Origin of the sequence: Corynebacterium sp. HMSC063G05 (genome assembly GCF_001810555.1) — a bacterium.
GTDB lineage: Bacteria > Actinomycetota > Actinomycetes > Mycobacteriales > Mycobacteriaceae > Corynebacterium > Corynebacterium jeikeium_D.
This window is the reverse complement of record NZ_KV801849.1, coordinates 203,459-230,191: the sequence shown is the minus strand read 5'-3', so window position 1 is coordinate 230,191 and position 26,733 is coordinate 203,459. Positions and strand designations below refer to the sequence as shown.

Genomic DNA, 26,733 nt, shown 5'->3' with positions numbered 1-26,733 from the left:
CCATAAGTTGAGGGATTTCAGGCCGGTATGCCTTCTAGAAATCAATTATGGCTGAACTTCGATGACCGTGTCGCCGGCTTGGACGGAGATGCCGGTGACCGGGGAAACCTTGGTCAGCTTCTTGGTATTGGTGATGGTCATCAGTGTCGTGGTTGGGTAGCCAGCTTCCTTGACCTTGTCGAAATCGACCTCGGCAAGAACATCGCCGGCCTCGACGTGCTGCTTCTTGGAAACCTGGACATCGAAGCCTTCACCGGCCATCTTGACCGTGTCGATACCGACGTGGACGAGTACCTCTACACCGTCATCGGTCTTAATACCGAAGGCGTGACCGGTCTTTGCCACAGTCATCAACGTGCCCGATACGGGTGCGACCACGGTAGAACTGGTCGGCTTGATACCGACACCGTCACCGAGAGCACCGGAGGCAAAGACCGCGTCGCCGGCCTCAGCAAGGCTGACAACCTCACCGGCAACCGGGGCCTGCACCTGTACAGGCTTGGTATCAACGGCAGTTGCGACACCACCGGCGCCAGCTGCCGCAGCAGCCGGTGCGGCAGCCTCGGCGTTGGTACCAGCGTCACCGGAAGCCTCAGCTGGAGCCGAATCGGAGCCACTGGTGGCAGCGTGTGGGGTGGCGTCGCTGGGTTCGTCGTCAAGCTCTGCGGCGCGTGCGGCCTCGGCCTCAGCCTTCTCTTCCGGCGTGCGGTAGTCGGTGAGAATGATGGCGAACATGGCGACGAAGAATGCCACGGCGACGGAAATCAGGTAGACCCACATCGGTTTGAACACGACAGTGGTGATGAGGGAGGTGAAGACGAAGGCGTTGGTTGTCACACCACCGAACGGAGCCGACAGGATGGCGATAGTCAGACCGCCGGCGAAACAGCCGAGCAGCATGCGCGGGTAAATCCGCTTGAAGCGCAGGTGAATACCGTAGAGGGACGGCTCGGAGATACCACCGAAGAGACCGGCAGCGAGTGCACCCGTTGCAGTTTGGCGCATCTGAGTGTCGTGGTCGCGCATGGAAAGAACCAGCACACCGGCAGTTGCTCCGAAGCAGGCGAAGTTCCAGGCACCCATCGGGCCTTGGATGAAGTCGTAGCCGAGAGTCTGGATATTGACCAGCATCAGCGCATTCAGTGGCCAGTGCAGACCCAGTGGCACCAGGAACGGGTAGAGCATCGGGATGAGAATTGCGAACACAAACGGTGCGTTCGAGTTCATCCATGCCAGGCCGGAGCCGATGCCGTTACCCAGCCAGATTCCCAGTGGGCCGATGAGGAAAGCGGTCAGCGGAATCATAATCAACATGGAGATAAACGGCACGAAGACCATCTGCACATTCTCCGGGAAGATCTTCTTCAAACCGTGGTAGACCACTGCCAGGATGGCGACCATGATCAGCGGTACAAAGACCTGTCCGCCGTAGTCATTGAGCTGCATTGGCAGGCCGAAGATGTTGGCGGTGAAAGTTTCGGTACCGAGTTCCTCGTTGACTGTCTTGATGGTGTCCGAGAAGCGATCGGTATCCTGCAGACTCATAAACTCCGGCGTCATTAGGGCAGCCATGATGGCTGCGCCCAGCCATGGATCTACCCGCAGCTTCTTCGCTGCGTTGTAGGCGACCATGATTGGCAGGAAGTAGAAGACGCTGCGCCACATGGCATCGACGAAAATCCAGGTGGCGGACTTATCCTCAGCGCGGAAGTCGACGATGTTCAGGCCGTCGAGTACAGCCGCAATCGCGATAATCAGCGATGCACCCAACAGCACGCCCAGGATTGGGCGGAAGGAATCCGAGAGGTACTCGAAGAAATTGTCCAGCCAGGAGTACTTGCCGCGTGCCTTCGAGCGAGCTTCTGCCTTAACGTCTGCGTCGGACTTAGTGGCGACTGCGCCGGCACCCTTCATTTCCGGTAGGTGCTTAATGGCCGTGTACATCGATTCGACGCCACCGCCACAGATGACCTGGTAGCGGTTATCGCCCTGGTGAACGACACCGAGTACGCCCGGCACCTTGTCAATCTTGTCCTCGTTGATCTTGGAGACATCACCGAGTTCAAAACGCAGACGCGTCGCACAGTGCGTCATGCTTGTGATGTTTCCGGGTCCACCGAGGTTTTCAACTATTGCCCTCGCGCTGGAATCTTTTGACGACCCCATCGTGACCTTCCTTCACAGTAAGCAGGGCCGTTAAACGCAAAAAGACCCGAGGCGCCACAAACTGTGGGCCTCAGGTCTTGCCTCAAAAGAGTAACAACCCTGGGTTGATATCTATTAACTTCGACCCTACTCCGCTTTACATAGTTTTGACAAGGTAGTAATTCAAGCTCAAATTTCACATTTGGGGATAGCCTGGATTGCCTGTGGACAACCGAATGCAACTTCCTTCGCGCTCAACACGGAAGTCGTAAGGTGGCAGCTATGAGGATTGGAGTTTTAGGTGTAGGAGCTGTGGGCGGCTGGTTTGGCGGTCGCCTCGTGCAAGCGGGTTATGATGTTGTCTTTCTCGCCCGCGGCGAGACCCTGACACGTCTTCGTGAGGTGGGGCTCACGCTTATCGACGAGCACGGGGAACGCAGCATTATCCCCGTCAAAGCAGCCGACAATTGGGGTGAACTCACTGCCGATGGCGTCGACGTCGATGTTGTGATTGCAGCAACCAAGGCGCTGCCGGGCAACGATCCTTTCCCACAAGTTCCGGCTGGAGCCGCGGTTGTGACCACCCATAACTCGGTGGAAATCCCTTATTTGGCAGCGGGGCGGTTCGGTGAGGACAAGGTGTTCCCGGGTGTTATCCGCGGTTTCTTTATCCACACTGGCCCGGCGGAAGTTACCTTCCGCCCAGGACCGATGAGCCTGAACATCGGCACATTCGATGGCTCCACTAATGACCTGGTCGGGGCAGTTATCGAGGCAATGCACACGGCTGGGCTCGGTGGCGAACAGCTCCCGGATATCTGGGTCGATATCTGGGCAAAAGCGATGTTCGTGGCTAACCTCGGTGCACTAGGCGCCCTGGCTGATAGCCCGATTGGTTACTTGCGTTCGGAAATGCGCGACAGCTTGACGCGGATGTTTGAAGAAACTGAAGCAGTTGGTCGAGCCTGCGGTGTCGCGCTGACAGAGGACATCGTGTCGCGGACCTTGGCCTTTACTGATGCTCAGGGGTACGACAACACCTCGTCGATGCAGCGTGACTACACCGAAGGCCTTGCCAATGAGCTCGATGCTCAGATTGGCGCAATCCGCCGGATGGGGCAGAAGGTGTCAGTGGAAACACCGACACTCAATCTGGTGTATGGCGCTCTGGTTGGGCGTCAACAGAACCACAAGGATTAACAGCTGCGGCGCGCAGTTAAATCAAACCGGAATTGGGGGATTGGAAAGACTGATGAAAATTGGATCGGACTACACGGAAAACAATGGGCTCATCATCGGTGAGGATGGATTGGCTCGACCGGCATGGGCTGCTCACAGCGAACTGCTGAGAGACTATTACGATACCGAGTGGGGGATGCCGGTGCGTGAAGAGCAAGGACTATTCGAACGGCTCAGCCTGGAAGTATTTCAGGCGGGACTGTCGTGGGAGACAGTTCTGAAGAAGCGGCCCGCGTTTCGGGAAGCCTTCGCGAACTTCGACCCCGATGCGGTTGCTGATTTCGATGACGAAGACGTCGAAAGACTGATGAGTGATGAACAGATCATTCGGAATCGCAGGAAGATTACCGCGGTAATCAATAACGCCGCCGCGACTATTGCCTTGCGTGAAAACGGCGGCTTAGCCGAGCTGATGTGGTCGTTTAAGCCGGAGAAGTCTCCGGAGCCACGTTCAATCGAAGAGGTTCCCAGCTTCTCCGAAGAGTCCAAGGCGCTTGCCAAGGCATTGAAGAAAGCCGGTTTTAAGTTCGTAGGCCCCACCACGGTCTTTGCATCAATGGCTGCCGTAGGGATTGTCGATATCAACATTGTTGGCGCACATCGACGTGGGGCCTCTGGCGTTTTTGACTAGGTGAGTGGGGGAAACTAGGTGAGTGGGGAATGTGACTAGCTAAGGGGAAAGAAAAAGAGCGTGCCGTCAGGCACGCTCATAATCTACCGGTCGGCGTAGAACTACTTGTTCTCGTAGGAGTCGGTGTAGTTCTGGCCGTCCTCAGAGGTCCACTTCATGGTGTCCTTAGTGAACGGCTGCTCCCAGCCGTTTTCAATCTCGGACTCCGGAGCGGTCGGCAGACCAATCTCGTTTTCCAGTGCACCGTTGGCGACCCAAGTCTCGCGAATCTTACCAATCAGTGGCTGTGCACCATTGGTCTCCGGGGACTCAACGAAGGTGACATTCTCGTATTCAGCGGCAACTGCGTCGCCGACCTTCTTAGCGGACTTGAACTCGCCAGCTTCAGTACCGTACGGGGAGGTGAAGGAAGAAGCTGCCTCGGTGATGGACTCAGGCAGGTCAGCTTCTGCCACATCCTCGCCAGCAGCGTCGCCCAGACCCAGACCGTTCATAGCCTCGTTAGCCTTGTCCTTAGCACCGTCAGCAGCGTCGCCAGCCTTATCCTTGGCGCCGTCAGCAGCGTCGCCAGCCTTATCAGTGGCGTCGGTTGCTACCTGGCCAGCCTGATCCTTGGCGTTGTTAGCAGCATCCTGTGCATCATCGGAAGAACATGCAGCCAGGCCGCCGAGAAGAGCGGCGGAGCCGACGATTGCGGTAGCGATACGGGTCATCTTCTTGTTCTGCATTTCAAACCACTTTCTTGAGAGCTAACTAAGTTACCTATTCAATTATTGGCATCTTCCACTATTTGCCCGAATTAAATTCAAAGAGAAAATGACAATTCTTTTGAATATCAGGCATCGGAAGAGGGCGTGGCTTCAAAGCCGTACAGAAAGAACATTAGGTAATTCTGAGACTTGCGCAAGTCAAATGACGTGAATCTGTGCACTTTGTTCACTATTTGTTACCGATTTTGCGTGACTGCGAAATTGGAATAGTGCTGGTGAGGACGTTCCGGGTAACGGATAGGTATCAATCTTATTAAGCTTGACATTTATTGCTTATTTTCTTTCCCTGCGGGATTGGAGCCGCGGGCCTCGTCGTCAAGCGTGTACTCACCATCTGGTAGGACGAACCAGGCCAAGAGGTAAAGAGCGAGGAATCCAGCGCCAATCTTCCAGCCAAGCATCGATCCAACGCAGGGAAGGATGATGTAGACCATTCGTGTGAAAGTGATATCCCAACCTTGGCTTTCCGCAATTCCTGCGAGGACGCCACCGAGGAGGCGGTCATTACGCGAGCGGTAAATTTTCTTGGTGGATTTTTCGGGAGCGGCATCGCTCATTAGATAAATACTCCAAGGTATGGATATTTAAGTACTTCCGGTTGATTGCGCTTATGCGTAAGTTTCCTTCGGCATGATAATCCATGCTGCAATGTAGAGAAGAAACTGCGGGCCCGGCATCAGGAAAGACGCGACAAATATAACGCGCAGCAAAGTCGCATCCCAGTTGAAGTACTCAGCGAACCCACCGAGCACACCGGCAACCATTTTGTTATTGGTGGAACGGGTCAGTGACTTGTTGTTCATACCTTTCAAGGGTAGCCCTGATCCGTTTAGTTCGCAGTGGTGCTGGCTCTACTAAATGTGCCGACTAAAACAGCATGCCCCAGCTAAAAGCACCGCTACCCCAAGATGGTTAGGTGGGGTAGCGGTGTGGGCGTCGTCAAGCGAGTTTTTGCTGCGCGCGGGCACATTTGAACAACTCCCTGACCTGCACGAACGTAAACCCCCAGGTCAGAGTTTCCCACGAAACCTCCCCGCCAATTCCCACGGCGGAGGGGCACTTACCCAACGCGTCTTGATATGTCGGCCGAACTCCGCTCATCAGCTTTTTTGACGGCACTTTGGGGTAGCGCAATCGCTGACCGGGGGGGGGCGAGCATCTACCCGAAGTGCTATACATTGTCATTCCTCGTTCTGAATTTCCGTGTCGAGATCAAATCGAAAATACGGTAAATCTTCATTTCCTCTTTGAGCTAAAAAGAAGTCTTGATAAGAGGCGCGCGCTTCTTCAAGTAGCTGTTCGTACGTTTTTACAGTGATATTATCTTTGAGTAGCGACTCGATATCTGTGAGACTTAATCCGACAGTTTTGTTGTCAGCTCGAATGGAGTTTCCTGGGGCGATGAAAATAGCAGGAATATCGCCGAAATCCCTCCCCCTTTGTTTCTCTAAAGGCAGCTTCGAAAACAAGCCTTTGCGATAGTGGTCAATTTGGTCGGAGACCTGGCCTTTGGTGATATTTCGCGGCGCTGAATGTCCAGTTCCATCGTGTCGTTTGAGTTCCACTATCACTGGCAGCTCTTTTTCCGCAACTTCGACATAAATATCAATGAACCCGCGTTTGTCCCTTCCTTGAGATGTATCTTGAAGGCTCGCAAAATGCTGGCGCATTATTTTGAGTTGATCATCTGATTTTCCAGTTCGATTCCAAAAGGGATTGAGCAGCCATGGGTTTTCAAACAAACAGATTTCAAATGCGCTTTCAAACTCTTTTTTCTTGTTGACTAACTCCTGTAGCTGATTGATAGCATTTAACCGCTTAGCGGCTGCATCAGCCATTTGCCAGCGATCTTGCCTGGCGACATTGCCCAGGTACTTGGTCACTAGGGAGAGTAACTGATGTTGGTCTGTCACAGATTCTGGAAGATAGTGTGAGATTTCCCGAAGTTCGAGGCTTTCTACCAAAGTGGTGATGCTGTTCAAGAACGATATCTTCTCCTCATCCTTCATCCAGTCATCATTTTCGAAGTCTTCAAAAGTTCCCATCAATCGCAACAACTTGTTATTGAACTGCTTTTGCTTTGGTGAAAGCTTCTTCTCCCAATTGACATACTTTTCGTCTTCCTTGACGCGCTCGGGCAGGCGCTTTCGGACTTCCTCGTGCTTAATAGCGTCCCATTGTTGGATAGCTCTGTTTTGCATGGCTTCCGCGAGTTCTATTAGCAAAGCCACGTTCCCGTCTGATTGATCGAGGCCTTGTCGAGACGATGTTATCGGGTCTTCGGGCTGTAAATTGAGGTAGTCGGCGGTGATTTCGCCTGTCACGTAGCGTCCACCCATTTGGGCTGATTTGTTTGATTTGAGTAAATCCTCGTCTGCGATCTTTCCGTTAATGTAAACAAGTACGCCCCCAAGGCTAAGCTCGGTCAATCGGTTGGGTTTGTCGACCACACCTAACCATGCTTTAACTTTCTTTTCGGCCAGTTCATTTAGGTTTTCAGGGGTGAGAGATCCAGCAGTCTTTTGAGGGGTGTACTCTTGAATATCTCTGGCCTTGGGAAACATTTCCTCAATATCTTCGCGCGTATGACCGACGTAATTAACCGCTTGGATATGCGTATAAAGCAATTCGGAAGGAGAGAGATCTACCTCGTCTCCATTAACCGTGATTTGCACATTTGAATGACTAATGGAAAATCTTCTGGTCAACTGCACTTTCAGATTATCAATAGTTGACTTAGTAATATTCCTTCTTAGGTTCTGGATTACTACTATAAAGCCGGAGTTTATGCCCGGGGTGGAGATCTCTTCTGGTAAGGCATCTAGGAGTGTGGCTTCTGTTTCGTAGGATTTTTCATTCGCCGTGCTCACCATTTGCGCATAAGATAGGTCGAAAGTGATCCATTTTGGATCGTTTTGGGTCTTGGTGTAGACGGTATAGGTGTCTCCAAGACTAAAAGATGCGAGTTTTCCAATCCCCTTCTTTCCCATTGGGTTGCGTTCAGGTTTTCCGTTTGGAATTGCTACTGGTTCTTTTGGATGGCCAATACGAGCATATTGCTTCTTAACGGCAGGAAAAGACATCCCAATGCCATCATCTGCTACAACAATGCGCCGGGCTTTTGAATCAAGTTCGATCCAAATGTGGTCAGCGTAGGCGTCGTAGGAGTTCGCAACTAGTTCCGCAAGGGCCGACGGAGAACTTGTGTAGAGCTTTCTGCCCAGATGTGTTGCCGCAGTATTAGCTGTGTGAAATTCGATTGGTCCGAGGTTATCCATAGTCAAAGAATAGCCCAATCAGATGTTCAAATGGGCTTTTATGCTTTCTCCAATCACTTCACCTAGCCGTGGCGGGACAGCATTCCCTATTTGAGTAGCGATTGGTTGAACATGGTATTCGCTTCCGGTGTCTTTGGGTACGAAAATGTATTCTTCGGGGAAGGTCTGCAAAAGGGCTCCTTCTCTCAAGCTCAGCGCTCGATCTTGTGAAGGGTGTCCGAATCGCCCCGAACCATAGCCAATGAACTGAGTCGTGATAGTTGACGAAAGCTGATCCCATTGCAGTCGCCCGTACACTGATTTGAATGATTGCCCTGACGGCTTTAAGTAGGCCTCCGGCAGTAGATTCTTAGGCCAATCTTTCCACGTTCCACCAGGTTTAGAAGCGCGAATGCGTTTCAAATTTAGTTCAGTTAGGGAACGTGAGCGATGGAGATTATCTGTTGGGTGAGTCTCGCCAGCTTCCAACTTTGGAAGTCGACCGATTCTATCCCGGACAGTAATAAAGTTGTCTTTGTCATGGGTAGGGGGCAACAGTGAAATTTGCCCGAGTCTGGACGCTAACAACAGCAGTCGCTTCCTAGACTGGGGTACGCCGTAGTGTGCAGCGTTCACCACTTTCCAGTCGATGTGGTAACCGAGTTCTGTAAGAAGGTCGACAAATTGTCCAAATACGGGTTCCTTGGCTAGGTTAGGTACATTTTCCATCGAGATGATTTCAGGCATGACATCTTTGATGTGAATACCGAAGTAGCTAAGAAGCTCCATTTTTGAGCTTCTCGCTGGAGAGTTTCGAGGCTGCCGATTATATGTTGAGAACGGTTGGCAAGGTGCGCATCCCATAAGGATTCGAACGTCGGTGTCTTTAGGGTACAGGGATGATATTTCTCCAGGCTGGATCAGCGCAACGTCTTGAGGGATAAACCTTGTGCCGGGGTTGTTTTCTTCGTACGCCAGCTTACTTTTGGCATCATTGTCATATCCTGCAATTACTTCGATGCCGGTCGAACTGGTTCCGTAAGTTAACCCACCTACGCCACAAAAAAGATCAACGCTGCGGAGTTTCATTGCGTGGTTCCTAACGAAATTGCTTTTGTTCTCTGAACTGGGAGGTCGAGTGCGCTTAGCCAACCGAACTGGTGCTCTTATACGTACAAGACGTCAAGCCAATGTACCGCTGAGTATTCCATCTCGTTCTTTTACTAGTCACATCCTATGTGCTTCCTCTGAAAAACAGTTAAAGAATCTGCTCATCGTTCCAGTTTTTCAATCCAGGCAAACTCATCCTTTATAGCCTGGTAGTTATGGAACACTTCGCTCTCTCCGTCTTCCGTCCGCTTGCTAGCGACATTGTACACCTGGAGATTTTCTTCGACGGCGACCTACTTGACCCCATGAACGAGGCTGCCGACATGGAGCCGGTCGTTACGTTCGATTCCGTCACGCTCTTCGCTCCGCCGGGCCGTACCGCCTTCCGTAACGAGGCTACCCGTTGCGAGTCCTCTACGGCTATCCGGGACGTGGATGCTTCGGCGGTTATCCTCAACATCAACCGTCAGCCACTCACGCAAGATACCCCTGCCTACATGTATGTCTCTGAAGTCGCTGACACAATGCCGGGCATCATACCCAAGTAATTGCTTCCGGTCTGTCTCGCGGATCAAAAGTGAAGACCTTTGGGGGAGGTTATCGCGTGCTTTCGATAATGGCTAGGGCGCGGTCGCGGGCGCTTTGCCTTACGGTACGATTGTTAAGCGCACTTCGGAGGTAACGCTCAAATGCTGATTCTAGGTCGGATTCTTCGGCTTCCGACAGGGCGGTGCGGGCAAAATCGTGGTAGTCCATGTAGTCGTATATGACGTTGACCCCGAGAATTGAATCCGAAGTAGGCAAGTCGGGGTCTATTCCATGGCCGACAAAAACTACCTTGATCGTCCATTTGTCGGCATCGTCAATAGCAAGCCAAGAATCATCAAGCCTTTGTTGAACGATTCTCACAAGTGACTTGTGGTGGGCCGCGACATAAGGCGCGGTCAACACGCCCCCGTGTGCTTCGATAGCAATGGCTATGCGAGCATCAATGTTGGCGAACTCAATGTCTCCGAGTTTCTTCCTGCTTATGTTCGAGGCGTTGACGCTATCGCCAATTCCCCTTGGCTTCCAGCCGGGCTTGGCGTAATGGACCATGCCAAGTGCGTCGACCACACGTTGCTCAATGACACCCGAAGTATATGTTTCGTTGTCGCAGATGTAGTGGGTCAAGGCAAGGTAGTCATCGAGATAAAGCGAGGTGGGAAGTTCGGTCGAGTCAACTTGCGCCAAACTGATGATTCGGGCAATCCACGCACGGATAACGCGGCAGACTTCCCGGCGTGCTTGGTAAGGGAGGGATTCGATGGTTTCGAGCAAGCTGACGAGGGAGTGAGCTTCGGTCGCTTTGCGGTTCATCGCCCAACTATGGTCGAGTTTCGCTACCGCTTTAGCATTGTTGAGAATCGGGTTTCCAGTAGCTGCCGCGTATTTTCCGCAAATGGTTTCGGTAAAGAGCGTTGAACGGGGGCTGAACTCGTACAAGTAGGTGGGCGGGTGATCGAAAAACTCTTGCGACAATACACACCAGTGCAGCATCTGGATATACGGCCATTTAGGGTCACTCGTGGTATCTGATGTGACACCTTTGGCTAGGTGCAAGAGGTCAAGAGCGCAGCTTTCTCCCATGCTTGGCGCCCATTGTGAAATTAACTCACCTGCAATAACGCAGCTTTCGTCTTCATTCGAGTCGGCGAAAAGTACCGACGAACGGGCAGTGTCCTGGCCCCACAATTCTTCGCCAGCCCTACCTTTGTCGAGACTGGGGTCCAACCCCTTTGATTGGGCTACGGCATGAATGGCGTTGTAATGGACGAGGAGCGCTTTTTCAGTCGTGGCGAAAACCTGTGAGATATGGGCCCCGGAGAACTTCTTGATTGCTACAAAGTCGAGAATCAGGCGTGCGCGAGATAGCAAAAGCACCGAAGACGAATGGTCAAGAGGGGTCCAATCTCGTCCGCCATTGCGCAGCCGCGCATAAGCTTTGAGGTATTCATCGCTGGTAAGGGAGAACCTGTCGTTGCCAACTCCTAAGCCAGCGGCAAGTGCTTTCTTAAGCACCGGGGGCGCAGTGGAGGTCAATGCCCATTCTTCGATGGAGTCACTGAGAATGATGGCAGCATCTTCTGCGTGTTGTATCTTTTCGGTTCCCGAAATCGCTTGGAAAATCGCTGTGCAGGCCTCGTCGAGTTTTTCATCCGGTATGGGGAGTTGAAGACTGGCTACCGCGCGGTAAAACGCGTAATCAGTTATGGTCATCAGCCAGACTCCACAGGCTCTTTGATTCAGCACCCGACTCGTGCCACAGCTGGGCAAGGACTGCTCCAGCTTCGTCTGCCGTTGTGCCCAAAGTTACAAGCCATCGCAAGGCGGTGTGCGCGCTAATTCGACGCGCACCGGCTTCAATTTTTGATACTGATGTCTGGTCAATTCCCAGCTCTTCGGCAAGAGCGGTCTGGGACATCCCTAGCCTCTTTCGCCTCTGACACAACTCCTGCGCGAGCATGGTGTCGAATTCGAGGGAGGGGATTTCAGGCATAGCGGTAGGGTAGATGAGCTAAAAGCGCCAGCGCATGATAGCGTGCTGGGTTATGACAAATACACCTAGCGCTCACCCCTCAAATGGGCTAGACGGGCCGACATTCGTTTCGCTCTACTCTGGTGCCGGAGGGCTAGATTTGGGAGTCGCTAGAGCAGGTTTTCGCCCAGTGTTCGCCAACGACATTGACCCGGATGCCGTTGCCACGCACGCGATGCTATCTCAGGTAAAAGACCCTGAATGGGGGGAAACCGCAGCCCGATTCAAAGGCCACACCGCCATTTCCGCTGATGTTCGGTCACTCAGTGGCCAATTCTACCCAGGGATGGCTGACCTGGTCGTCGGCGGTCCACCATGCCAAGGCTTCTCTGTTGCTGGCCTCATGAACCCCGATGACCCACGATCAAAGCATGTTTTTGACTTTCTGGGTATCGTTTCGACGATCAAACCACGAGCCTTCATCATGGAAAACGTTGCAGCTCTTGCACGAAATCGGCGGTGGGCAGACATCATCGAAGCCCTCAAAGAAAAAGCGGGCGAGTGCTACAAAGTTGACCTAGTTGTGCTTAACGCGTCTCACTGGGGGGTGCCACAGTCCCGAGAAAGAATGTTCTTGATTGGAACTCCAGTTGATGGGGTGGAACTCAATTGGCCGAAACCTCCAACGGAAGAAAATCCGCCGTCCGCGCGTGCTGCCTTGCTGACGCTCCCTCCGGCAGGAGAACCCGGAAATGACAGCCTATGCACGGCGAAGATCACTCTCGCCAAGAAACCAGTGTTGCGAAAATCTCCTTTTGCCGGGATGCTCTTCAATGGCCAGGGGCGTGTCATCAATCTGGACAAGCCATCGCAGACACTGCCCGCCTCAATGGGAGGCAATCGCACTCCGATTGTCGATCTCGACCAGCTAGACGGAGGGAAAGCTTGGGTCGAAAACTACCATCGTCGGCTTTTCTACGAAAACCAAGAGCCGCTTTCTGACGTACCCGACACTGCGAGGATGCGTCGCCTCACCGTTGAGGAAGCTGCGGTCTTGCAGACTTTCCCTCGGGATGTTCCGTGGCAGGGAAGGCAGTCAGCGCGTTTCCGTCAAATTGGCAATGCAGTTCCGCCGTTGCTTGGTTTCGCAGTAGCCAGCGTTGTGCGTGAAGCGATTGAGGTCTAGGTGCTTACGCCGGCCCCACCCACAGCCTTTGCTGCACAGCCGTCTCGAACCTCGCCACGGTGCGCGAATCGGGCCACACTGCGCCCTGGAGAATCTTCGTCAGTGTCGCCTTGACGACCTCGGCGCGCCTGCATAGTTCTGCTTGGGAGAATCCCGCGGTGAGGTTCGTTTCAACAACCGCGGCGAGGTTCGCAACGAAGGTCTGCACGGGTGCGTCGGCGCCGCCGCAGGTGGGGCCGTTCGGCCAGGCGGGGTAGTGCGCGTTGGGGGGGGAGGGGCGTGAGGTGCGCCCGCGCCCTGGGGTGGCGGGCCGTGGTCATAGCTTCCACTGTAGCGGCTGGAGTCGTCAGGGTGGGAATTAAACAGTGCAGGTTAGGGAGATGTAGTCCGGTATACCGGACGGAAACGCGATAGCGGAATGAGCTGGTAAGTCGTAGAGGGGCGCCTGGGTGTCAGGGGCCGAAGAACCGTAAGAGTTTTTGCGGAATCTTATGGGTTTGCCATCCCGTGGTTTCGGCTTGGGGTATGGACATGTTTTCTCGGCCACAACGGGTACCTCACCGCCACCTCCAGTCGCGCCACAGTCAATGCACTCGGCCACGCATTACCGCGCGTCAAATCAGAAATGGTCGACGCACTCACGCCAGTGTCTTCGGCGAACTCTTTGAGCGTGTAGTTGCGGTAGCGACGAAAGACATTGGCAGCCAGGTCCTCAATGACTTGGTGGGCCGACTCCAGCTTGGGCAATCGACTGTCCGGCCAGCCGGGGTACAGCTCCTTCGCGGCCTTACCTGCGTAGGCGTCGTTGTCGGTCATGCTTTCACGCTAAATGCTGACGAGAGTCAGTTCTCGTCGCCACGCCCGAAGGCGGTGGCGTAAATGACTCAGGTTCACGAAACCAGCACCTACATGTAGCTGCTTGCTCACGCGAAGCGCTATTGCCCCGTCGCGGAGCTAAACGGCAAGTGCTGGTGCATGTACGCCGGTTGCTGGTCTTGGGAGTTGACGTGGCTCACCGTACCGGCGGACGGGACGGTATTCGTAATGCGCGAGAGCTGGCGAGCATTGGTGCGCTGCTTGCACGTTATGTAGCTGAGTCGGCGGCCGCCACGGGAGCTGATCTAAGCCGAGCACATGCTGGGGTTGACGGCCTGTTTTGCCGCGAGTTGGTGTGGTGGTGGGTAGCTTCAGTGTCGGGTGTTCCGGCGGGAACGAAACGAACCTACGAGTCGCGGCTGGCTGCTGTGAGTCGCTGGCTGGGGCATGAGCATTGGGGGTACGCCCGCTGCACACCGCCGACACGCCAGCTGGCAGTGCTGTCACGCCCCACCACGTACTTGTCACCGCAGCAACGTAACACGGTTTTCCGGTGGTCAACCACCATTTCGGCGACAGCACGGAAGCGGAACGTTGTGGCAACCATTGCGCTGTCATTTGGGCTGGAGTTGCCCATGTCCATCATTCGCACCATTGAGGGCAGCGTCATAGATCCTCATGGTGCATGGGTACGGGTGGGCGACGAGACGAGGACTGCCCGCGTTGAGGTTTCGACAGGCGCTCACTAGCCTGTCGCAGTTGCCCGGTTGCTTGGTGAAGACCAACGTACCGTTTGCGTGTGTCGAGTTCCCCTCCTGGGTGAACGTGTCGTCGACAGTGTTTCGCGAAACGTGGGCCGTGGCGCAGCTTCAAGACGAGGTGGGCTTCCCCCCCCAGGTGGCGGCGGTTGTTGGGCGCTATGTAGCAGTCTGGGCGCTAGAGGCGTCGACGAGTTACGGGGGCACGTGCGACCTGGCGCTTCGCTATGACGTGAGCACTGTCGAGCGGGCTGCTTTGCGTCCACGGCTGCGCCTTGTTGTAGGAGGTAAGTCATGACTCGGCGCCCCTGGAAGTGGCGGCCCATGTCATTGGGCCTGGTCAGTGGCCCTGCGGGCCTGGTGCGTTTATTTCAAAAAACACCGTTTCTGGTTTCGTGCCAGACCTTTTCCTACTGCACCACCACCTCTGCCGCCTCGTCCACCATTGAGCGTGCAGTTGGCACCAGACGAGACACCTGGCAGACGAAAGTTTTGTCATGCCTGACTTTGCCCGCATTGTCCGGGACTACCGACCACGCGTACTTTCGGCTGCGCAGTGGCAGATCGTCGCACCCTTTGTCCGCCCACTTGCTCTTGCCTACCTCGCCCCAGCGGTCGTGTCTGCGGAGTCGCTACGCAACGACACGCTCGCACTCGCTTGGACGGCCATCATTGCCGTCGAACACCTGGGGCGCAGCTCACCGTTGAAGGTGTGCTGTCCCCGGCAACCATTGAGTACGCCATTGGTGTCAGCCCTTGGCCGAGTCGTGTCAAGGGCGCACGCCGCCCCGTAATCGTAGCTCTGGGGCGAAAACTCAACCCCGAGTGGCCGTTCGGGGACGCTACCGTCGCCTATGGCTACGAAGCCCCCGACGCACCCTACACGGTGAAAGAGTAGAGCCAGCTCGTCCAGTGGTCGTACTCGCTAGGTACCGACTACCAACGCGCGGGCGCACGCACCTACCTTGCACTGGGGCTAGGGGCGGGACTGCGCTCGAAAGAAATGTCCACACTTACCCGAAGCGACGTGACGATTGACGCTGCCGGTGTTCTTGTCACCGCCCGTGGCTACCGAGGTGCCGGGACGAGAACCGTGCCGGTACGTGCTGAATGGGAGCAGGTTGTTGGTACCCAAGTGCGCGCGCTGCCGACCTGCAATTCATTGGTGCTGTTTCCGCAACGCGCCCACGCCACCACCGAGTCTGTGGCCGCCATTTCGACACGTATTGGCAAGCCCGAACACGTCCGCTTGGACTCCCGTCGACTGCGCACGACGTGGGCCGTTGGCCGTTTCGTGAATTTGTGCCTGAGGCTGTTGTCGCACTCGCTGCGGGCGTAGCCTCCCTCCAGCACTTCACATCCTGGCTGCGGGAAGTGGACACCGAAGGGCCGCAGGCGCGAGAGCTTCTACGTGGCAAGCACAGCGCGGTTAACCCGGACGGCACCGAGACCACGACTCGCCGGCCCGCGCTGCGCCTGGTCACTAACAACTAGCGAACACGAAACCGACACTGACCAACACGAAGAAAGGAGGTGAGCCACATGAGCACCACGAAACACAAGAAGAGGTTGAAAGCTCATTACCCTGCCAGACAAGGGAAAAGTCAGCCTTGACCTCATTGACATTACTGCGCGCATTGTGGACACCTCCGATGTGCTCGAACAGTGCGAGGAATGGTACGCGGGAGACAAGCAAGCAAAAGGACCTGGCAGGCGCCCGTCTCACATTTCCGTGCGGGCAGCGCTCATTCTCGCGCTGTTGCCGGTGTTCATGCAGCTACCCATGAACCTCTCGGTCACCGCCGATAATCTCGCCAGACGCCTCGACAAGAAAGACTGGGACGCTATTGGCCTGCGCACCGAGGACTTTCGTCGTGGCACCTACAAGCAGTGGTCCCACCGCTACCGCAATACGCTGCAGTGGCGGGTGATTTCCTGCTTCAATCTGTACCCGGAAACCCCGATGCGGGAGCGATTGAAAAAAGAGGTCTCGTACGCCATTAAGGCTACGCGCGACCCGGAGTTCATTAAACAGCGTAATATGCGCGGGTCCGTGTTCGGCTCCCTACTGGCCGTAGCGTCCGCTCGGCTCCTCGGTGACGATGTGTTCGAGACGTACCTTGGTGACCTGGTTCTCGACGCGACCGTCATTGACATTTTGACCTATGGCACCACCAAAAAGAGCAAAATCATGCCGACACAACCGGGCGTGGGCCGGTGCCGCCGCGGACGTGACCATAACGGCGACGCGCCGGGCGTAACGGTGACTGAAAAGCGTGTCTTCGGCCTCGACGCAACGCTTGTTGTGGCCACCGGCGGTCGGTTTGGCGAAGATATTCCGGCTCCCCTTGTTGGCGTAGCTCTCGATAAGCCTGGCCGTCGTGTAGGGTTCAACGGTCGGCTCGCTATTGCAGTGTTCCGAAAATCCGGCCTGCCACGACGCTACCTCGTCGGTGACCGCATTTACTCCCCCCGGTGCTGCGGTGGACAACTACCAACGCCCAACGCGCTTGGACGCTTGGGGCCATATTGGAGACCTCCCAGACAGAGAAGAAGCCCTCGGAATTACTGCTGACGTGGAGGGTATTACCCAAGTCGCAGGCGGCCCTATTGCCCGTGCATTGCAGCGTTCAAGGCCCCACTTCACCCTAAGGCTGACCACGAGAACAAAGACATGACCGACGCTGAGCGCGAGTCGAAGCACGCTCGGCGAAATGCCTTACAACTTCCGATTAAAGAAACACGCGCTGACGGCTCCCAACGCTTCCATTGCCCAGCACTGTCCGGCAAGGTGCTCTGCCCACTTCGGGCCGGCAACAAACAATCGCACGAAGCAGTAGCCAAGAAAACCGCGTTGGGTCAGCCACCCATGCCACTGCCACAGCACGTCCTGGACAAGGTGAATACCTCCGGCAAGATTTGCTCCCAAGCCTCGGTACTGGTGAGTATCCACGAGCATGACCGCTTCCACAAGTACGCCCAGCAAGGACCACCGGCCTACACCGGGGAGTGGGAACAGCTCTACTGCAAAGCCCGCAACCTCGTTGAAGCACGTAACCACAGCATGAAGAGCATGGTCGCTATCGGCAAGGGTGAACGCACTAAGCGGTACATGCGAGGCATAGCTGCGTTCCTGTTCTTTATTGGTCTGGCTGTTGCTGGAACTAACGCTTTGCTTGCAATAAATTACCTGCGCAGGCAAATAGACGAGGGGCCTGGTCCAAGGCCACCTCGGGGCGGGCGCTCGCGTAAAGGCCGGGCACGCGAGGACATGCTGAGCATTGCGGGGCGCGAAGGCCCGTTTCAGATTGGCGAAGCCGCATAAGAGGTCACGAGGCCTCCTGGAACTTACCAGGAGGCCGTGGCCTAGAAGCCGTGGTCGGGCACCAGATTTTGCAGAAGGAGCGGGTGAAAACAGGGTAAATCGAGTTGAAAACCGCCTAAATTGGGTATGAAAATAGCGAACCACTCGACAATTCTGCCGAAAAGCCGAGGGGTTCGCTTCTGCCTAGCAGTTATACAAATAAACGCAGGTCAGTTGTGCAAATATGCCGTGCGTACTAGCAGTCGTAGTAGAGCTCGAACTCCTGCGTCGTCGGGCGCAGACGTGCCGGCATAATCTCCTGCTCGAACTTGTAGCGGATATGCGCGTCGATGAGATCCTGTGTGAAGACATCGCCGGCGAGCAGGAACTCGTGGTCCTCCTCCAGCGCCTTCAGCGCACCCTCCAGCGAATGCGGGACGGTAGGGACGTCCTTGAGTTCCTCTGGTGGCAGTTCGTAGAGGTCCTTGTCAATCGGCTTGCCAGGCTCGATACGGTTCTTGATGCCGTCGAGACCAGCCATCATTGCGGCGGTGAAAGCCAAGTACGGGTTGCCCGACGGGTCCGGAGCGCGGAACTCGATGCGCTTGGCCTTCGGGTTTGCGCCGGTAATCGGGATTCGGATGGCGGCCGAGCGGTTCTCCTGGCTGTAGACCAAGTTGACGGGAGCCTCGAATCCCGGAACCAGGCGGTGGTAGCTGTTCATCGTCGGGTTGGTGAAAGCCAGGACTGCACCGGCGTGCTTCAGGATGCCGCCAATGTAGTAGCGCGCCATGTCGGACAGGCCACCGTAGCCGTTCTCATCGTGGAATAGTGGCTTGCCATCCTTCCACAGTGACTGGTGGATGTGCATACCAGAGCCGCCATCGCCGGCCAACGGCTTCGGCATGAAGGTAGCGGACTTCTGGTTGAACTTGGCGGTGTTCTTCACCACGTACTTGAAAGTCTGCATGTCATCGGCGGCGTGCAGCAGAGTATTGAAACGATAGTTAATCTCCTGCTGACCGCCCGAACCCATCTCGTGGTGGGAGCGCTCAACATGGAAGCCAACATCCTGCAGGTGCTCGCCGATTTCGTCACGAAGATCCTGCATGTGGTCATACGGAGCAGTAGGGAAGTAGCCGCCCTTGGTACGCACCTTGTGGCCGAGGTTGCGCGATCCGTCCGGGTTTACCTTCACCCCGGAGTTCCACCAGCCCTCAACCGAATCCACCTCGTGGAATGACTTGTTTGAACTGGAGTCGTAGCGGACGGAGTCGAAGATGTAGAACTCTGCCTCAGCGCCAAAATTACAGGTATCGGCGAAGCCCAGTTCGTTCAGGTAGTTCTCGGCCTTACGGGCAATATTGCGCGGGTCGCGGCTAAATGGCTCGCGGGTGTGCGGGTCATGGACGAAGAACTTCATGTTCAGCGTCTTCGACTTACGGAACGGGTCGATGAAAGCCGTGTCCAGGTCGGGCAGCAGCATCATGTCGGAGTTATCCACCGAGGTGTAACCCGCAATGGACGATCCGTCGAAGGCGAGGCCCTCGTAGGCTGAGTCCTCATCAAACTCGGATACCGGAACGGTTAGGTGCTGTTCGATGCCGGGAACGTCGGTGAACTGGACGTCTACCCAGCGAATGTCATTGTCCCGGATGTATCGTTGGATTCCTTCCGGAGTTGTCTGGTCACTGCTGGGTTTGAACTTACCCATTGGTAAAACTCGCCTACTTCGCGTCTAGCTTGTTGAGCTTACTAATCGTGGTGTTGAAATTACTGGTCACTACTACTTCAGCAGCGGAACATCCCACAGGTTCAGCTTGGTGCCGATGCCCTTTGCCAGGGCGTTGTCGTAGACATCGGTGGCCCAGGCGACGTCCTCGACTGGCATGCCTCCGATGGAGTAGCAGAAGATTTCCTCGTCGTTCTGGCGACCCGGGGCCTTACCGGAAGCGATATCGCCAATGTTGACAAGCTTCTCGGCGGGAAGAGTGCCCTCTTCCTTCATGTCCCACCAGCGGTTACCCGGAATACCGAGCAAGCGCTCATAGGTCACGTCTGGGCCGTTCTCGTTGAACCACTCTTCGTACAGGCCGGTGTAGTCAACGACGAGGTTGCAGTCGTCGGAACGCACGAAGTCGTCGTCGAGGCGTGCAGCGGCTGGCATGAGCAGCAGCGCGCCGGGCTTCAGATACTCCTTCTTGAAGTACGGGAAACCGGACGGGCCATCGGAGGAAGTCGAGGTGCCGGCGATGAGGATGTCGGAGTCGCGGATGGCCTCTTCTTCGGTCTCGACGATACGGACCTCTTCCAGCTGCGGGAACTCGTTCTTAATCCAATCCACAGCCTTCTGGGTCGAAGCCTGGGAGCGGCCCTTGACCTTAACCTTCTTAATGCTCGGACGCTGCGACATAGCGGAGCCGAGAATGGTGCGGCTCATAACACCCGGGCCAATGATGCCAACGACCTCGGCGTCTTCGACGGCCAGGTGCTTGACGCCGACACCCGGAACAGCGCCAGTGCGGTAGGCCGACAGGAGGTTTGCCGACATGACAGCCTTCGGGGCACCCGTAATTGCATCGTTGAGAATGAACAGGTGGATCGAACGTGGCAGGTCGTTCTGGCGGTTATCGGCATTGGAGCCGTACCACTTCACACCTGCGCCGTTGAAGCGACCACCGAGGTAAGCGGGCATTGCCATGAAACGACGGTCAGGGCCATTTGCCGGCATACCCTCATGGATTGGGTTATCCGGGAAGTTGATCTGGGCACCGTGGGAGTTAGCGGAAGCGCCGGCCATCCGGTAGTCGCCGTCGGCCAGCAGAATCAGGGTTTCTTCCATGGTCTCAACACACTTGGCGAAATCCGTGACACCAGCTTCAACCATGTCAGGTTCGCTGAGGTAGAGAAAATCAATGCGAGTTGAGTTTTCTGGGTTGGCAGCGTTTTCGTTAGTCAAGAATGCTCAAATCCTTCTTAATGTTCATCGGCCACCCTATGCGGCGGCTGGGCTTAAGTTATTCCAGATGCATGCTCTCCAGAATCAATCAAATCGCCTCGGCGTGGGCTCTCGAGTCGCCATTTCCGAGGGGTATGGCGTACCACCATACGGAAAAACCACAGCGTAGGGGCGTTTACGCAGTTTTCAGCACGACATTCCCGCTTTACGACGGTCACAGCGACAGAGCCCAACTTCCGTCAATAAGTTGCCCGTAATAACTACTTCGACATGCACAATTGATACTTTTTGAGAACGATTACAGATGAGTGAATTATCCTCCCACGCATCAATGTTTATGAACTTTGTCACATGTCATTAAGTTGCGACACATTTCTGGTTCAACGGGCGTGATTGCCTGGCATCCTACCTTCGCAGCATGCCCCATCCGCTCTTGGTGTCCGCCCCCTTGCGGTGTCCCTCGCATCCGTCCCTCGTGTTGTCCCTAGCGCCACCCTCGCACGTATGGCCAATTTTCTGGCACCTATCGATGATTTTCCTTCACTTGTCGACGGCTGTCCGGCACTTATGCGCACGGTATCCTCCCCACCCTGTCACTTGTCGATGCGCTGTTCACTTATGGCCACGCTATAGCGCATCGACAAGTGAATATTGCATCGATAAGACTGGGGCGGAGAGCGTGCAACTCTACTCGTGCAGGAGTCGCGGCCCTTTTGTGGTGGTGTATGGCCCTGTTCAGGGGAGTGGCCCGGAACCGCGCACAAATTCGTGCTCACATACGCGCGCGTATGCGGGCCCAGGCACCCGCAGTCAGCATGGCCGCAACGAAAAACCGCCTGGCCACATTTACTGTGGTCAGGCGGTATCTACCAAGCTTGTTGGGCGGCCACTAGGAGCAATGGGGGCTGCTTGCTGTGGCCGTCGTGAAGCGAAAACTTTAGCAGTCGTAGTACATTTCGTATTCCTGCGGAGTGGGGCGCAGGCGAACCGGCTCGATCTCGTTTTCGTACTTGTAGTCGATGTAGGTCTGGATGAGGTCCTCGGTGAAGACATCGCCCTCGAGCAGGAACTCGTGGTCGTTGCGCAGGGCCTCGAGTGCGGCCTCGAGAGAGGTCGGAGCCTGCGGGATGTCGGCGGCTTCCTCCGGCGGGAGCTCGTAGAGATCCTTGTCGACCGGAGCGTGCGGCTCGATGCGGTTCTTCACGCCGTCCAGTCCGGCCATCATCATGGCAGCGAAGCCAAGGTACGGGTTGCCCGACGGGTCCGGGGCGCGGAACTCGATGCGCTTTGCCTTCGGGTTGGAGCCGGTGATCGGAATGCGAACAGCGGCAGAGCGATTGCGCTGCGAGTAGACCAGGTTAATCGGAGCCTCGAAGCCCTTGACCAGGCGGTGGTAGGAGTTCAGGGTCGGGTTGGTGAAGGCCAGTACCGCACCTGCGTGGTGCAGGATGCCGCCGATGTACCAGCGAGCGATGTCCGACAGGCCTGCGTAGCCGGCCTCATCGTGGAACAGCGGCTTGCCGTCCTTCCACAGCGACTGGTGAGCGTGCATGCCCGAGCCGTTGTCGCCAGCCAGCGGCTTCGGCATAAAGGTGACGGACTTGCCCTCTTCCCAGGCGGTGTTCTTGATGATGTACTTGAAGGTCTGCAGGTCGTCTGCAGCGTGCAACATCGTGTTGAACTTGTAGTTGATCTCCTGCTGGCCACCAGTGCCGACCTCGTGGTGGGCGCGCTCCAGGTCGAAGCCGGCGTCAGCGAGCTTCAGGCACATCTTGTCGCGCAGGTCCTGGTAGTGGTCGTACGGAGCGGTAGGGAAGTAGCCGCCCTTCAGACGGGTCTTGTAACCCAGGTTTGCAGAGCCGTCCGGGTTCTGGTCCTTGCCGCGGTTCCACCAGCCTTCGATGGAATCAACTTCGTAGAAGCCGCGGTTGGTGTCGGTCTCGAACTTGACGTTGTCGAAGATGTAAAACTCCGCCTCAGCGCCGAAGAAGCAGGTGTCGGCGATGCCGGTAGAGATGAGGTATTCCTCCGCCTTCTTCGCGACGTTACGCGGGTCGCGGGAGAACGGCTCGAGGGTAAACGGATCGTGGACGAAGAACTTGACGTTCAGAGTCTTTGCCTTGCGGAACGGGTCAATGCGCGCGGTGCTCAGGTCGGGCAGCAGTGCCATGTCGGACTCGTCGATGGAAGTGAAACCACGAATCGAGGAACCGTCGAATGCCAGGCCTTCGGCCATCGCGTCCTCGTCAAATGCGGATGCCGGGATGGTGAAGTGCTGCTCGATGCCGGGAACATCCGTGAAGCGGACGTCTACGAACTCGACGCCCTCTTCCTTGATATACGCGACTACTTCCTCGGGAGTTTTGAAGGACATGTGCGGTCTCCTTAGTTGGCCTTGTTTAGTACGCAGCAGGGAATTCTTGCACGCTGTTTCGTGCACCTGCCGCGCTGTCAAGGACTGGCCGGTTGACGCCTTCAAGCTTAACGAACCACGCATTCATTCTGGAATTAGAACCACGAATTTCTGGCATGGCGCGTGAGGAATTCGCCAATACGGAATGGGTTACGCAAATAGGGAGTAAGTTATCTGTTTGTGGAAACACGGCAATATCCTGCGCATTCGCGTCACACACGCTTTACGACGCGCCTTTAGCTCCCATGCTGATAAGAAAATGGAAAAGGCGACGCAACATCGCCCCCGGATTACCCCCGCACGCGCTGAATGGCTGTCCCAGCCCGTGATTTGATAGCCGGATTGCTGCATTAGACTATGAACCCATGGAAGAAAAGCACAGTTGGCTAGATGGCCCTCAGATTCCGGGAGAGTTCGATAATCCGGACAAGCTCTCGGACTATCCCGGCCAGGCATTGGGTCTTGCCCCCGATGGCCCAGGATCGCAAGCGACGTTGATGCGTCGCGTCGGCGGCATTCTCATTGACTGGATTATTTCCTTGATGATTGCCGGCGCTTTTTCGATGTTCTTCGGCCCGAGCGAGGCGCAGATTGACCAGTTCGGGGATTCGTTTATCGCCTGGCAGTCATTCCTTGCGACCTATTCGCCAGTTGTCTTCCTCATTATTGGCACGGTGTCGGTTTGGCTGTTCGCCCGCACTCCGGGCCAGTGGATGATGAAGATGGGTGTCGCTCGCGTGGACAAGCCCAGCGAGCGAGTTGGCTTTGTTCGTGCCTTCTTCCGCAGCTTGCTTACTCTTTTCTTGCTGCCGCCAGCAATCACCGACTCGGATATGCGCGGCATGCACGACCGTGCCACTGGCACGGCCGTCATTTTGGGTTAGCGCTATAGCACCAACACGACCAGGACCTGGGCGAGAATAATCTTCATGATCATGGCCATTGGATACACCGTTGTGTATCCCATTGCCGGCAACTCGTTCTTGGCCTGGTCGTTGACGTATGAGAGCACTGCCGGGTGAGTCTGCAAGCCCGAGAGGATACCCGCAGTTTGGCCGAATGGAATCTTCAGCACACGGTGACCGACAATGAGGGTCAACAGTGCGGAGCTAAACGCGATGATGGCGGCAAGCCCCAGAACTGTCAGTGATGCCGGGTCAGACAACGCAGCCTGGAATCCCTTACCGGCAGTGGTGCCGATACCAGCCAGGAACAGTGCTAGACCCATGGTGCGGAACGCCAGGTTGGCCGAGTAGGGGATAGGCCAAACCAACGGGCCAGTGCGACCGACAGCACCCAGAATCAGCGCCACAACCAGTGGACCACCAGCGGACCCCAGGGCGAGCGAGCTGCCGCCCGGAAGCGGAATCTTGATGAGACCCACCAAGACACCCAGCGTAAGCCCAAGGGTGAGGGGCAAGAGGTTGACGTCGGAAAGCTTCTTGTAAGAGTCGCCGAAGAACTTTGTTGCGTCCTTGATTTTCTCTGGCGGTGCAACTACGCGGACGCGATCACCAAGCTCTAGGCGCATGTTTGGCTCTGCGACGATGTCGTGGTCGCCGCGGCGAATACGCGTAATGATCATGCCGTCCATGCGAGTCTGAAGTTCCGCAATGGGGACACCGACCACGTCAGATGCAGAGACGAAGATGCGACGGAAGTCCAGGCGACCGTCGTGTGTCGGATCGCCTGGCATAAGCTCGCCAAGGTACTCGGCGGCACGAGCAATTTCTTCCTCTGTACCGACGACGGAAATAATATCGCCGACGGAGACAGTGTCACCCGGTGATGGAATGTAGAGGTGGCCCTTGTACTCAATGCGTGAAACCGTAATGTCCAAACCGAACTTCGACGGAAGGTCAGTGATGGAAGGCAGGTCGTCCTTGAGAATCTTGATGTCCCGAGTATGCAGCGGAAGCGCGGCAACACCTGCGTCAATAGCTTCCTGGTCGTGATCGACGCGGAAGACCTTCGACATAATACCGATAGAAGCAATCACTGCCAGCACGCCGATTGGGTAGGCCAGGGAGTAACCAATCACCGGCATATCGTGCGCAGCGGCCAGCTCGCCCTTATCCGAAATGAGGCTAGGAAGAGCATCGACGATTGCTGCCATAGCCGGGGTGTTGGTCAGGGCGCCTGTGAAGGCGCCTGCGCCTTCCACCGGATCGATAGGCAAAAACTTGATCAGCAGGAAAGACTCGATGGTGACAACTGCGAGCACACCAATGCCGAACAGGTTGTGCTTGATGCCGCGCGAGCGTAACGAGCTGAAGAACTCGGGGCCCGCCTCCAGCCCGATGGTGTAGACGAATAATGCCAGGCCCACGATGTAAATCAACGGGGAGATTTGAATTTCCGGCTCAATAGTCGCGAGGATAAGGCCGACGAAAAGGACGGCAGCCACGCCAAGCTTGAAGCCGAAGATCTTGATCTGGCCAATTGCCAGGCCAAGAAACAAAATCACTAGAAGCGCTAAGAGTTCATTTTCAGCCAAGAGTTGCACATATCCCATGGTGGCACAACTAGCAGTAATCTTCATTAAGCATTGTTTCCAGCAAGGATACGACCTTTGCTGACAGCGTGATAAGTGAGAGCAATCACTTCAACAAGACATCAATAACTGTGTGTGAAGACATGGCTTTAGGCATCGTTTTAAAGCTTTAAAGCACAAAAAAAGGGGGCCCGAAAGCCCCTTTTTTCTGCTTCAACCTAGATTGCCCCTCGGTGGGTTGCCCGAGCAACCGACCCTGGTGAAACCTAGCTAAAACCTCTAGTGCTTCTTGCCGCGATTGGCGGCACGGCGCGCACGACGGTTCATGCCGGCCTGTGGGTTAGCGCCCTTCGGCATTGGACCCTTGGGCATGTTCGCGCGCGCATCGCGAATACGGTCCATCGACTGGATGCGCTCATTCAGAGCGTTAGCCTGATCCTTATTCAGGTTGCGCGGCAAACGCATGAGTTCGCGCTGCAGCTTCTTCGGCGGGACCTGGCCCTCGTCGCTACCAGCAATCATGTCGTAAATCGGAGCTTCGCCCGCAATGCGTGCCAGCGACTTCTTTTCACGAGCAATCATCTGCTTGACGCGGTTCGGATCACCTTCACCGACCAGCACAACACCGGCGTTACCAATAACACGGTGAACAGCATCCATGTGCTGATTAGCGACAACACCGGTCTTGACGTGCCAGACATAGCCAACGCCCTGACGCATATTGTCCAGCGTCCACGCCGCAGCGCCGGCCTGGCCTTCCGCCTCTGTGTAGAAGGACGCCTCAAGACGCTTAGAGAAGATGTACATCGCGACCATAAAGCCGATCGAGATACCAATAATCGTCAGAACCCAGGGCCAGACTCCACCAATGAGCAGACCAAGCAGTAACAGCAGGATAATTGGACCGAAGAAGCCCAGCGCCATGTAAGGCACGAGCTTGTTGTCCCGCGAGCGCTGCAGCTTAAACGCCTGCCACATCTGGCTACGAGTCTGCTTACGCTGAGCGCGCTTGGCGGCGCGGTTCGCCTTCTTCATTTCTTTCGCATCATTGGTCGCCATAATCACCAACTTTAGGGCATGCGATGTAGTTTTAGGCAATAGACCGCGCCGTAGCGCCGTTTCGCTTTACGACG

25 protein-coding genes are annotated in these 26,733 nt (G+C 55.7%); 11 read left to right on the top strand and 14 right to left on the bottom strand.

What is annotated here, in order from left to right; translation table 11 throughout:
• Positions 1–45: 45 nt before the first annotated feature.
• Positions 46–2,166 carry a glucose PTS transporter subunit IIA gene (locus HMPREF2751_RS05480; protein ID WP_049189584.1) on the bottom strand — a complete coding sequence of 707 codons (2,121 nt, stop codon included), beginning with the start codon at positions 2,164–2,166 and terminating at the stop codon, positions 46–48.
• 261 nt (positions 2,167–2,427) lie between these two features.
• Here HMPREF2751_RS05480 and HMPREF2751_RS05475 point away from each other — a divergent pair, with 261 nt between their 5' ends.
• Together HMPREF2751_RS05475 and HMPREF2751_RS05470 are read left to right on the top strand one after the other, a co-directional pair.
• Positions 2,428–3,345: a 2-dehydropantoate 2-reductase gene (locus HMPREF2751_RS05475; protein WP_070595660.1), complete on the top strand. Its 918-nt coding sequence runs from the start codon at positions 2,428–2,430 to the stop codon at positions 3,343–3,345.
• Positions 3,346–3,397: 52 nt separating this feature from the next.
• Positions 3,398–4,015, top strand: a complete 618-nt coding sequence (locus tag HMPREF2751_RS05470) for a DNA-3-methyladenine glycosylase I (RefSeq protein ID WP_070595646.1) — start codon at positions 3,398–3,400, stop codon at positions 4,013–4,015.
• A gap of 101 nt (positions 4,016–4,116) precedes the next feature.
• Here the strand turns inward: HMPREF2751_RS05470 and HMPREF2751_RS05465 are convergent, their stop codons facing one another.
• The 5 genes from HMPREF2751_RS05465 to HMPREF2751_RS05440 all read right to left on the bottom strand — a co-directional run bounded on the left by HMPREF2751_RS05465 (position 4,117) and on the right by HMPREF2751_RS05440 (position 9,131).
• Positions 4,117–4,743, bottom strand: a complete 627-nt coding sequence (locus HMPREF2751_RS05465; RefSeq protein ID WP_070595645.1) for a hypothetical protein — start codon at positions 4,741–4,743, stop codon at positions 4,117–4,119.
• A gap of 308 nt (positions 4,744–5,051) precedes the next feature.
• Positions 5,052–5,342, bottom strand: a complete 291-nt coding sequence (locus HMPREF2751_RS05460) for a PspC domain-containing protein (RefSeq protein ID WP_070595644.1) — start codon at positions 5,340–5,342, stop codon at positions 5,052–5,054.
• Positions 5,343–5,393: 51 nt separating this feature from the next.
• The gene (locus HMPREF2751_RS05455) at positions 5,394–5,588 is read right to left on the bottom strand and encodes a PspC domain-containing protein (protein WP_070595643.1); all 195 of its coding nucleotides are present in this window, start codon (positions 5,586–5,588) and stop codon (positions 5,394–5,396) included.
• 378 nt (positions 5,589–5,966) lie between these two features.
• Positions 5,967–8,063, bottom strand: a complete 2,097-nt coding sequence (locus tag HMPREF2751_RS05445) for an ATP-binding protein (protein WP_141747447.1) — start codon at positions 8,061–8,063, stop codon at positions 5,967–5,969.
• Between the two features lie 18 nt (positions 8,064–8,081).
• The gene (locus HMPREF2751_RS05440; RefSeq protein ID WP_070595640.1) at positions 8,082–9,131 is read right to left on the bottom strand and encodes a DNA cytosine methyltransferase; all 1,050 of its coding nucleotides are present in this window, start codon (positions 9,129–9,131) and stop codon (positions 8,082–8,084) included.
• Between the two features lie 236 nt (positions 9,132–9,367).
• Between HMPREF2751_RS05440 and HMPREF2751_RS05435 the strand changes: the two genes are divergently transcribed.
• Complete coding sequence (locus tag HMPREF2751_RS05435; RefSeq protein ID WP_070595639.1) at positions 9,368–9,700, top strand: hypothetical protein; 333 nt, start codon at positions 9,368–9,370, stop codon at positions 9,698–9,700.
• 49 nt (positions 9,701–9,749) lie between these two features.
• Here HMPREF2751_RS05435 and HMPREF2751_RS05430 read toward each other — a convergent pair whose 3' ends face one another.
• Together HMPREF2751_RS05430 and HMPREF2751_RS05425 are read right to left on the bottom strand one after the other, a co-directional pair.
• A complete protein-coding gene (locus tag HMPREF2751_RS05430; RefSeq protein WP_070595638.1) occupies positions 9,750–11,411 on the bottom strand; it encodes a hypothetical protein in 1,662 nt (553 codons plus the stop codon).
• Positions 11,398–11,691, bottom strand: coding sequence for a helix-turn-helix transcriptional regulator (locus HMPREF2751_RS05425; RefSeq protein ID WP_083304415.1), 294 nt, complete (start codon positions 11,689–11,691; stop codon positions 11,398–11,400). Before HMPREF2751_RS05425 ends, HMPREF2751_RS05430 begins: the two co-directional genes overlap by 14 nt.
• Before the next feature lie 34 nt (positions 11,692–11,725).
• Between HMPREF2751_RS05425 and HMPREF2751_RS05420 the strand changes: the two genes are divergently transcribed.
• Entirely contained in the window at positions 11,726–12,856 is a 1,131-nt protein-coding gene (locus tag HMPREF2751_RS05420; RefSeq protein ID WP_083304414.1) for a DNA cytosine methyltransferase, read from the top strand.
• A gap of 489 nt (positions 12,857–13,345) precedes the next feature.
• Here the strand turns inward: HMPREF2751_RS05420 and HMPREF2751_RS05410 are convergent, their stop codons facing one another.
• Positions 13,346–13,672 carry a helix-turn-helix domain-containing protein gene (locus HMPREF2751_RS05410; RefSeq protein ID WP_070595635.1) on the bottom strand — a complete coding sequence of 109 codons (327 nt, stop codon included), beginning with the start codon at positions 13,670–13,672 and terminating at the stop codon, positions 13,346–13,348.
• 191 nt (positions 13,673–13,863) lie between these two features.
• Between HMPREF2751_RS05410 and HMPREF2751_RS10745 the strand changes: the two genes are divergently transcribed.
• The 6 genes from HMPREF2751_RS10745 (at position 13,864) to HMPREF2751_RS05385 (ending at position 17,755) form a co-directional block, all read left to right on the top strand.
• A complete protein-coding gene (locus tag HMPREF2751_RS10745) occupies positions 13,864–14,421 on the top strand; it encodes a hypothetical protein (RefSeq protein WP_141747445.1) in 558 nt (185 codons plus the stop codon).
• Between the two features lie 506 nt (positions 14,422–14,927).
• The gene (locus HMPREF2751_RS10740) at positions 14,928–15,224 is read left to right on the top strand and encodes a hypothetical protein (RefSeq protein WP_141747443.1); all 297 of its coding nucleotides are present in this window, start codon (positions 14,928–14,930) and stop codon (positions 15,222–15,224) included.
• A gap of 209 nt (positions 15,225–15,433) precedes the next feature.
• Positions 15,434–15,769, top strand: coding sequence for a hypothetical protein (locus HMPREF2751_RS05395; RefSeq protein WP_168164775.1), 336 nt, complete (start codon positions 15,434–15,436; stop codon positions 15,767–15,769).
• Positions 15,733–15,924, top strand: coding sequence for a hypothetical protein (locus HMPREF2751_RS10735; RefSeq protein ID WP_141747440.1), 192 nt, complete (start codon positions 15,733–15,735; stop codon positions 15,922–15,924). The genes HMPREF2751_RS05395 and HMPREF2751_RS10735 overlap by 37 nt, the downstream gene beginning before the upstream one ends.
• Before the next feature lie 145 nt (positions 15,925–16,069).
• Positions 16,070–17,005: a hypothetical protein gene (locus HMPREF2751_RS05390; protein ID WP_070595631.1), complete on the top strand. Its 936-nt coding sequence runs from the start codon at positions 16,070–16,072 to the stop codon at positions 17,003–17,005.
• 99 nt (positions 17,006–17,104) lie between these two features.
• Complete coding sequence (locus HMPREF2751_RS05385; protein ID WP_141747438.1) at positions 17,105–17,755, top strand: hypothetical protein; 651 nt, start codon at positions 17,105–17,107, stop codon at positions 17,753–17,755.
• Positions 17,756–17,990: 235 nt separating this feature from the next.
• Here HMPREF2751_RS05385 and glnA (HMPREF2751_RS05380) read toward each other — a convergent pair whose 3' ends face one another.
• The 3 genes from glnA (HMPREF2751_RS05380) to glnA (HMPREF2751_RS05370) form a co-directional block, all read right to left on the bottom strand.
• On the bottom strand, positions 17,991–19,448 hold the full coding sequence (gene glnA, locus HMPREF2751_RS05380; RefSeq protein WP_048732579.1) for a type I glutamate--ammonia ligase: 1,458 nt from the start codon (positions 19,446–19,448) through the stop codon (positions 17,991–17,993).
• Positions 19,449–19,520: 72 nt separating this feature from the next.
• Positions 19,521–20,693 (bottom strand): ornithine cyclodeaminase family protein, encoded by a 1,173-nt coding sequence (locus tag HMPREF2751_RS05375; protein ID WP_049170206.1) that lies wholly within the window; start codon positions 20,691–20,693, stop codon positions 19,521–19,523.
• A gap of 937 nt (positions 20,694–21,630) precedes the next feature.
• Positions 21,631–23,067 (bottom strand): type I glutamate--ammonia ligase, encoded by a 1,437-nt coding sequence (gene glnA, locus HMPREF2751_RS05370; RefSeq protein ID WP_048732575.1) that lies wholly within the window; start codon positions 23,065–23,067, stop codon positions 21,631–21,633.
• A 404-nt stretch (positions 23,068–23,471) separates the two neighbouring features.
• Between glnA (HMPREF2751_RS05370) and HMPREF2751_RS05365 the strand changes: the two genes are divergently transcribed.
• Positions 23,472–23,990: an RDD family protein gene (locus HMPREF2751_RS05365; protein ID WP_049192901.1), complete on the top strand. Its 519-nt coding sequence runs from the start codon at positions 23,472–23,474 to the stop codon at positions 23,988–23,990.
• Between the two features lie 2 nt (positions 23,991–23,992).
• On the opposite strand, the gene HMPREF2751_RS05360 is transcribed toward HMPREF2751_RS05365, so the two are convergent.
• Together HMPREF2751_RS05360 and HMPREF2751_RS05355 are read right to left on the bottom strand one after the other, a co-directional pair.
• The gene (locus HMPREF2751_RS05360) at positions 23,993–25,612 is read right to left on the bottom strand and encodes an aspartate:alanine exchanger family transporter (protein WP_180802898.1); all 1,620 of its coding nucleotides are present in this window, start codon (positions 25,610–25,612) and stop codon (positions 23,993–23,995) included.
• Positions 25,613–25,879: 267 nt separating this feature from the next.
• Positions 25,880–26,659: a DUF4191 domain-containing protein gene (locus HMPREF2751_RS05355; protein WP_005511046.1), complete on the bottom strand. Its 780-nt coding sequence runs from the start codon at positions 26,657–26,659 to the stop codon at positions 25,880–25,882.
• Positions 26,660–26,733: the final 74 nt, after the last annotated feature.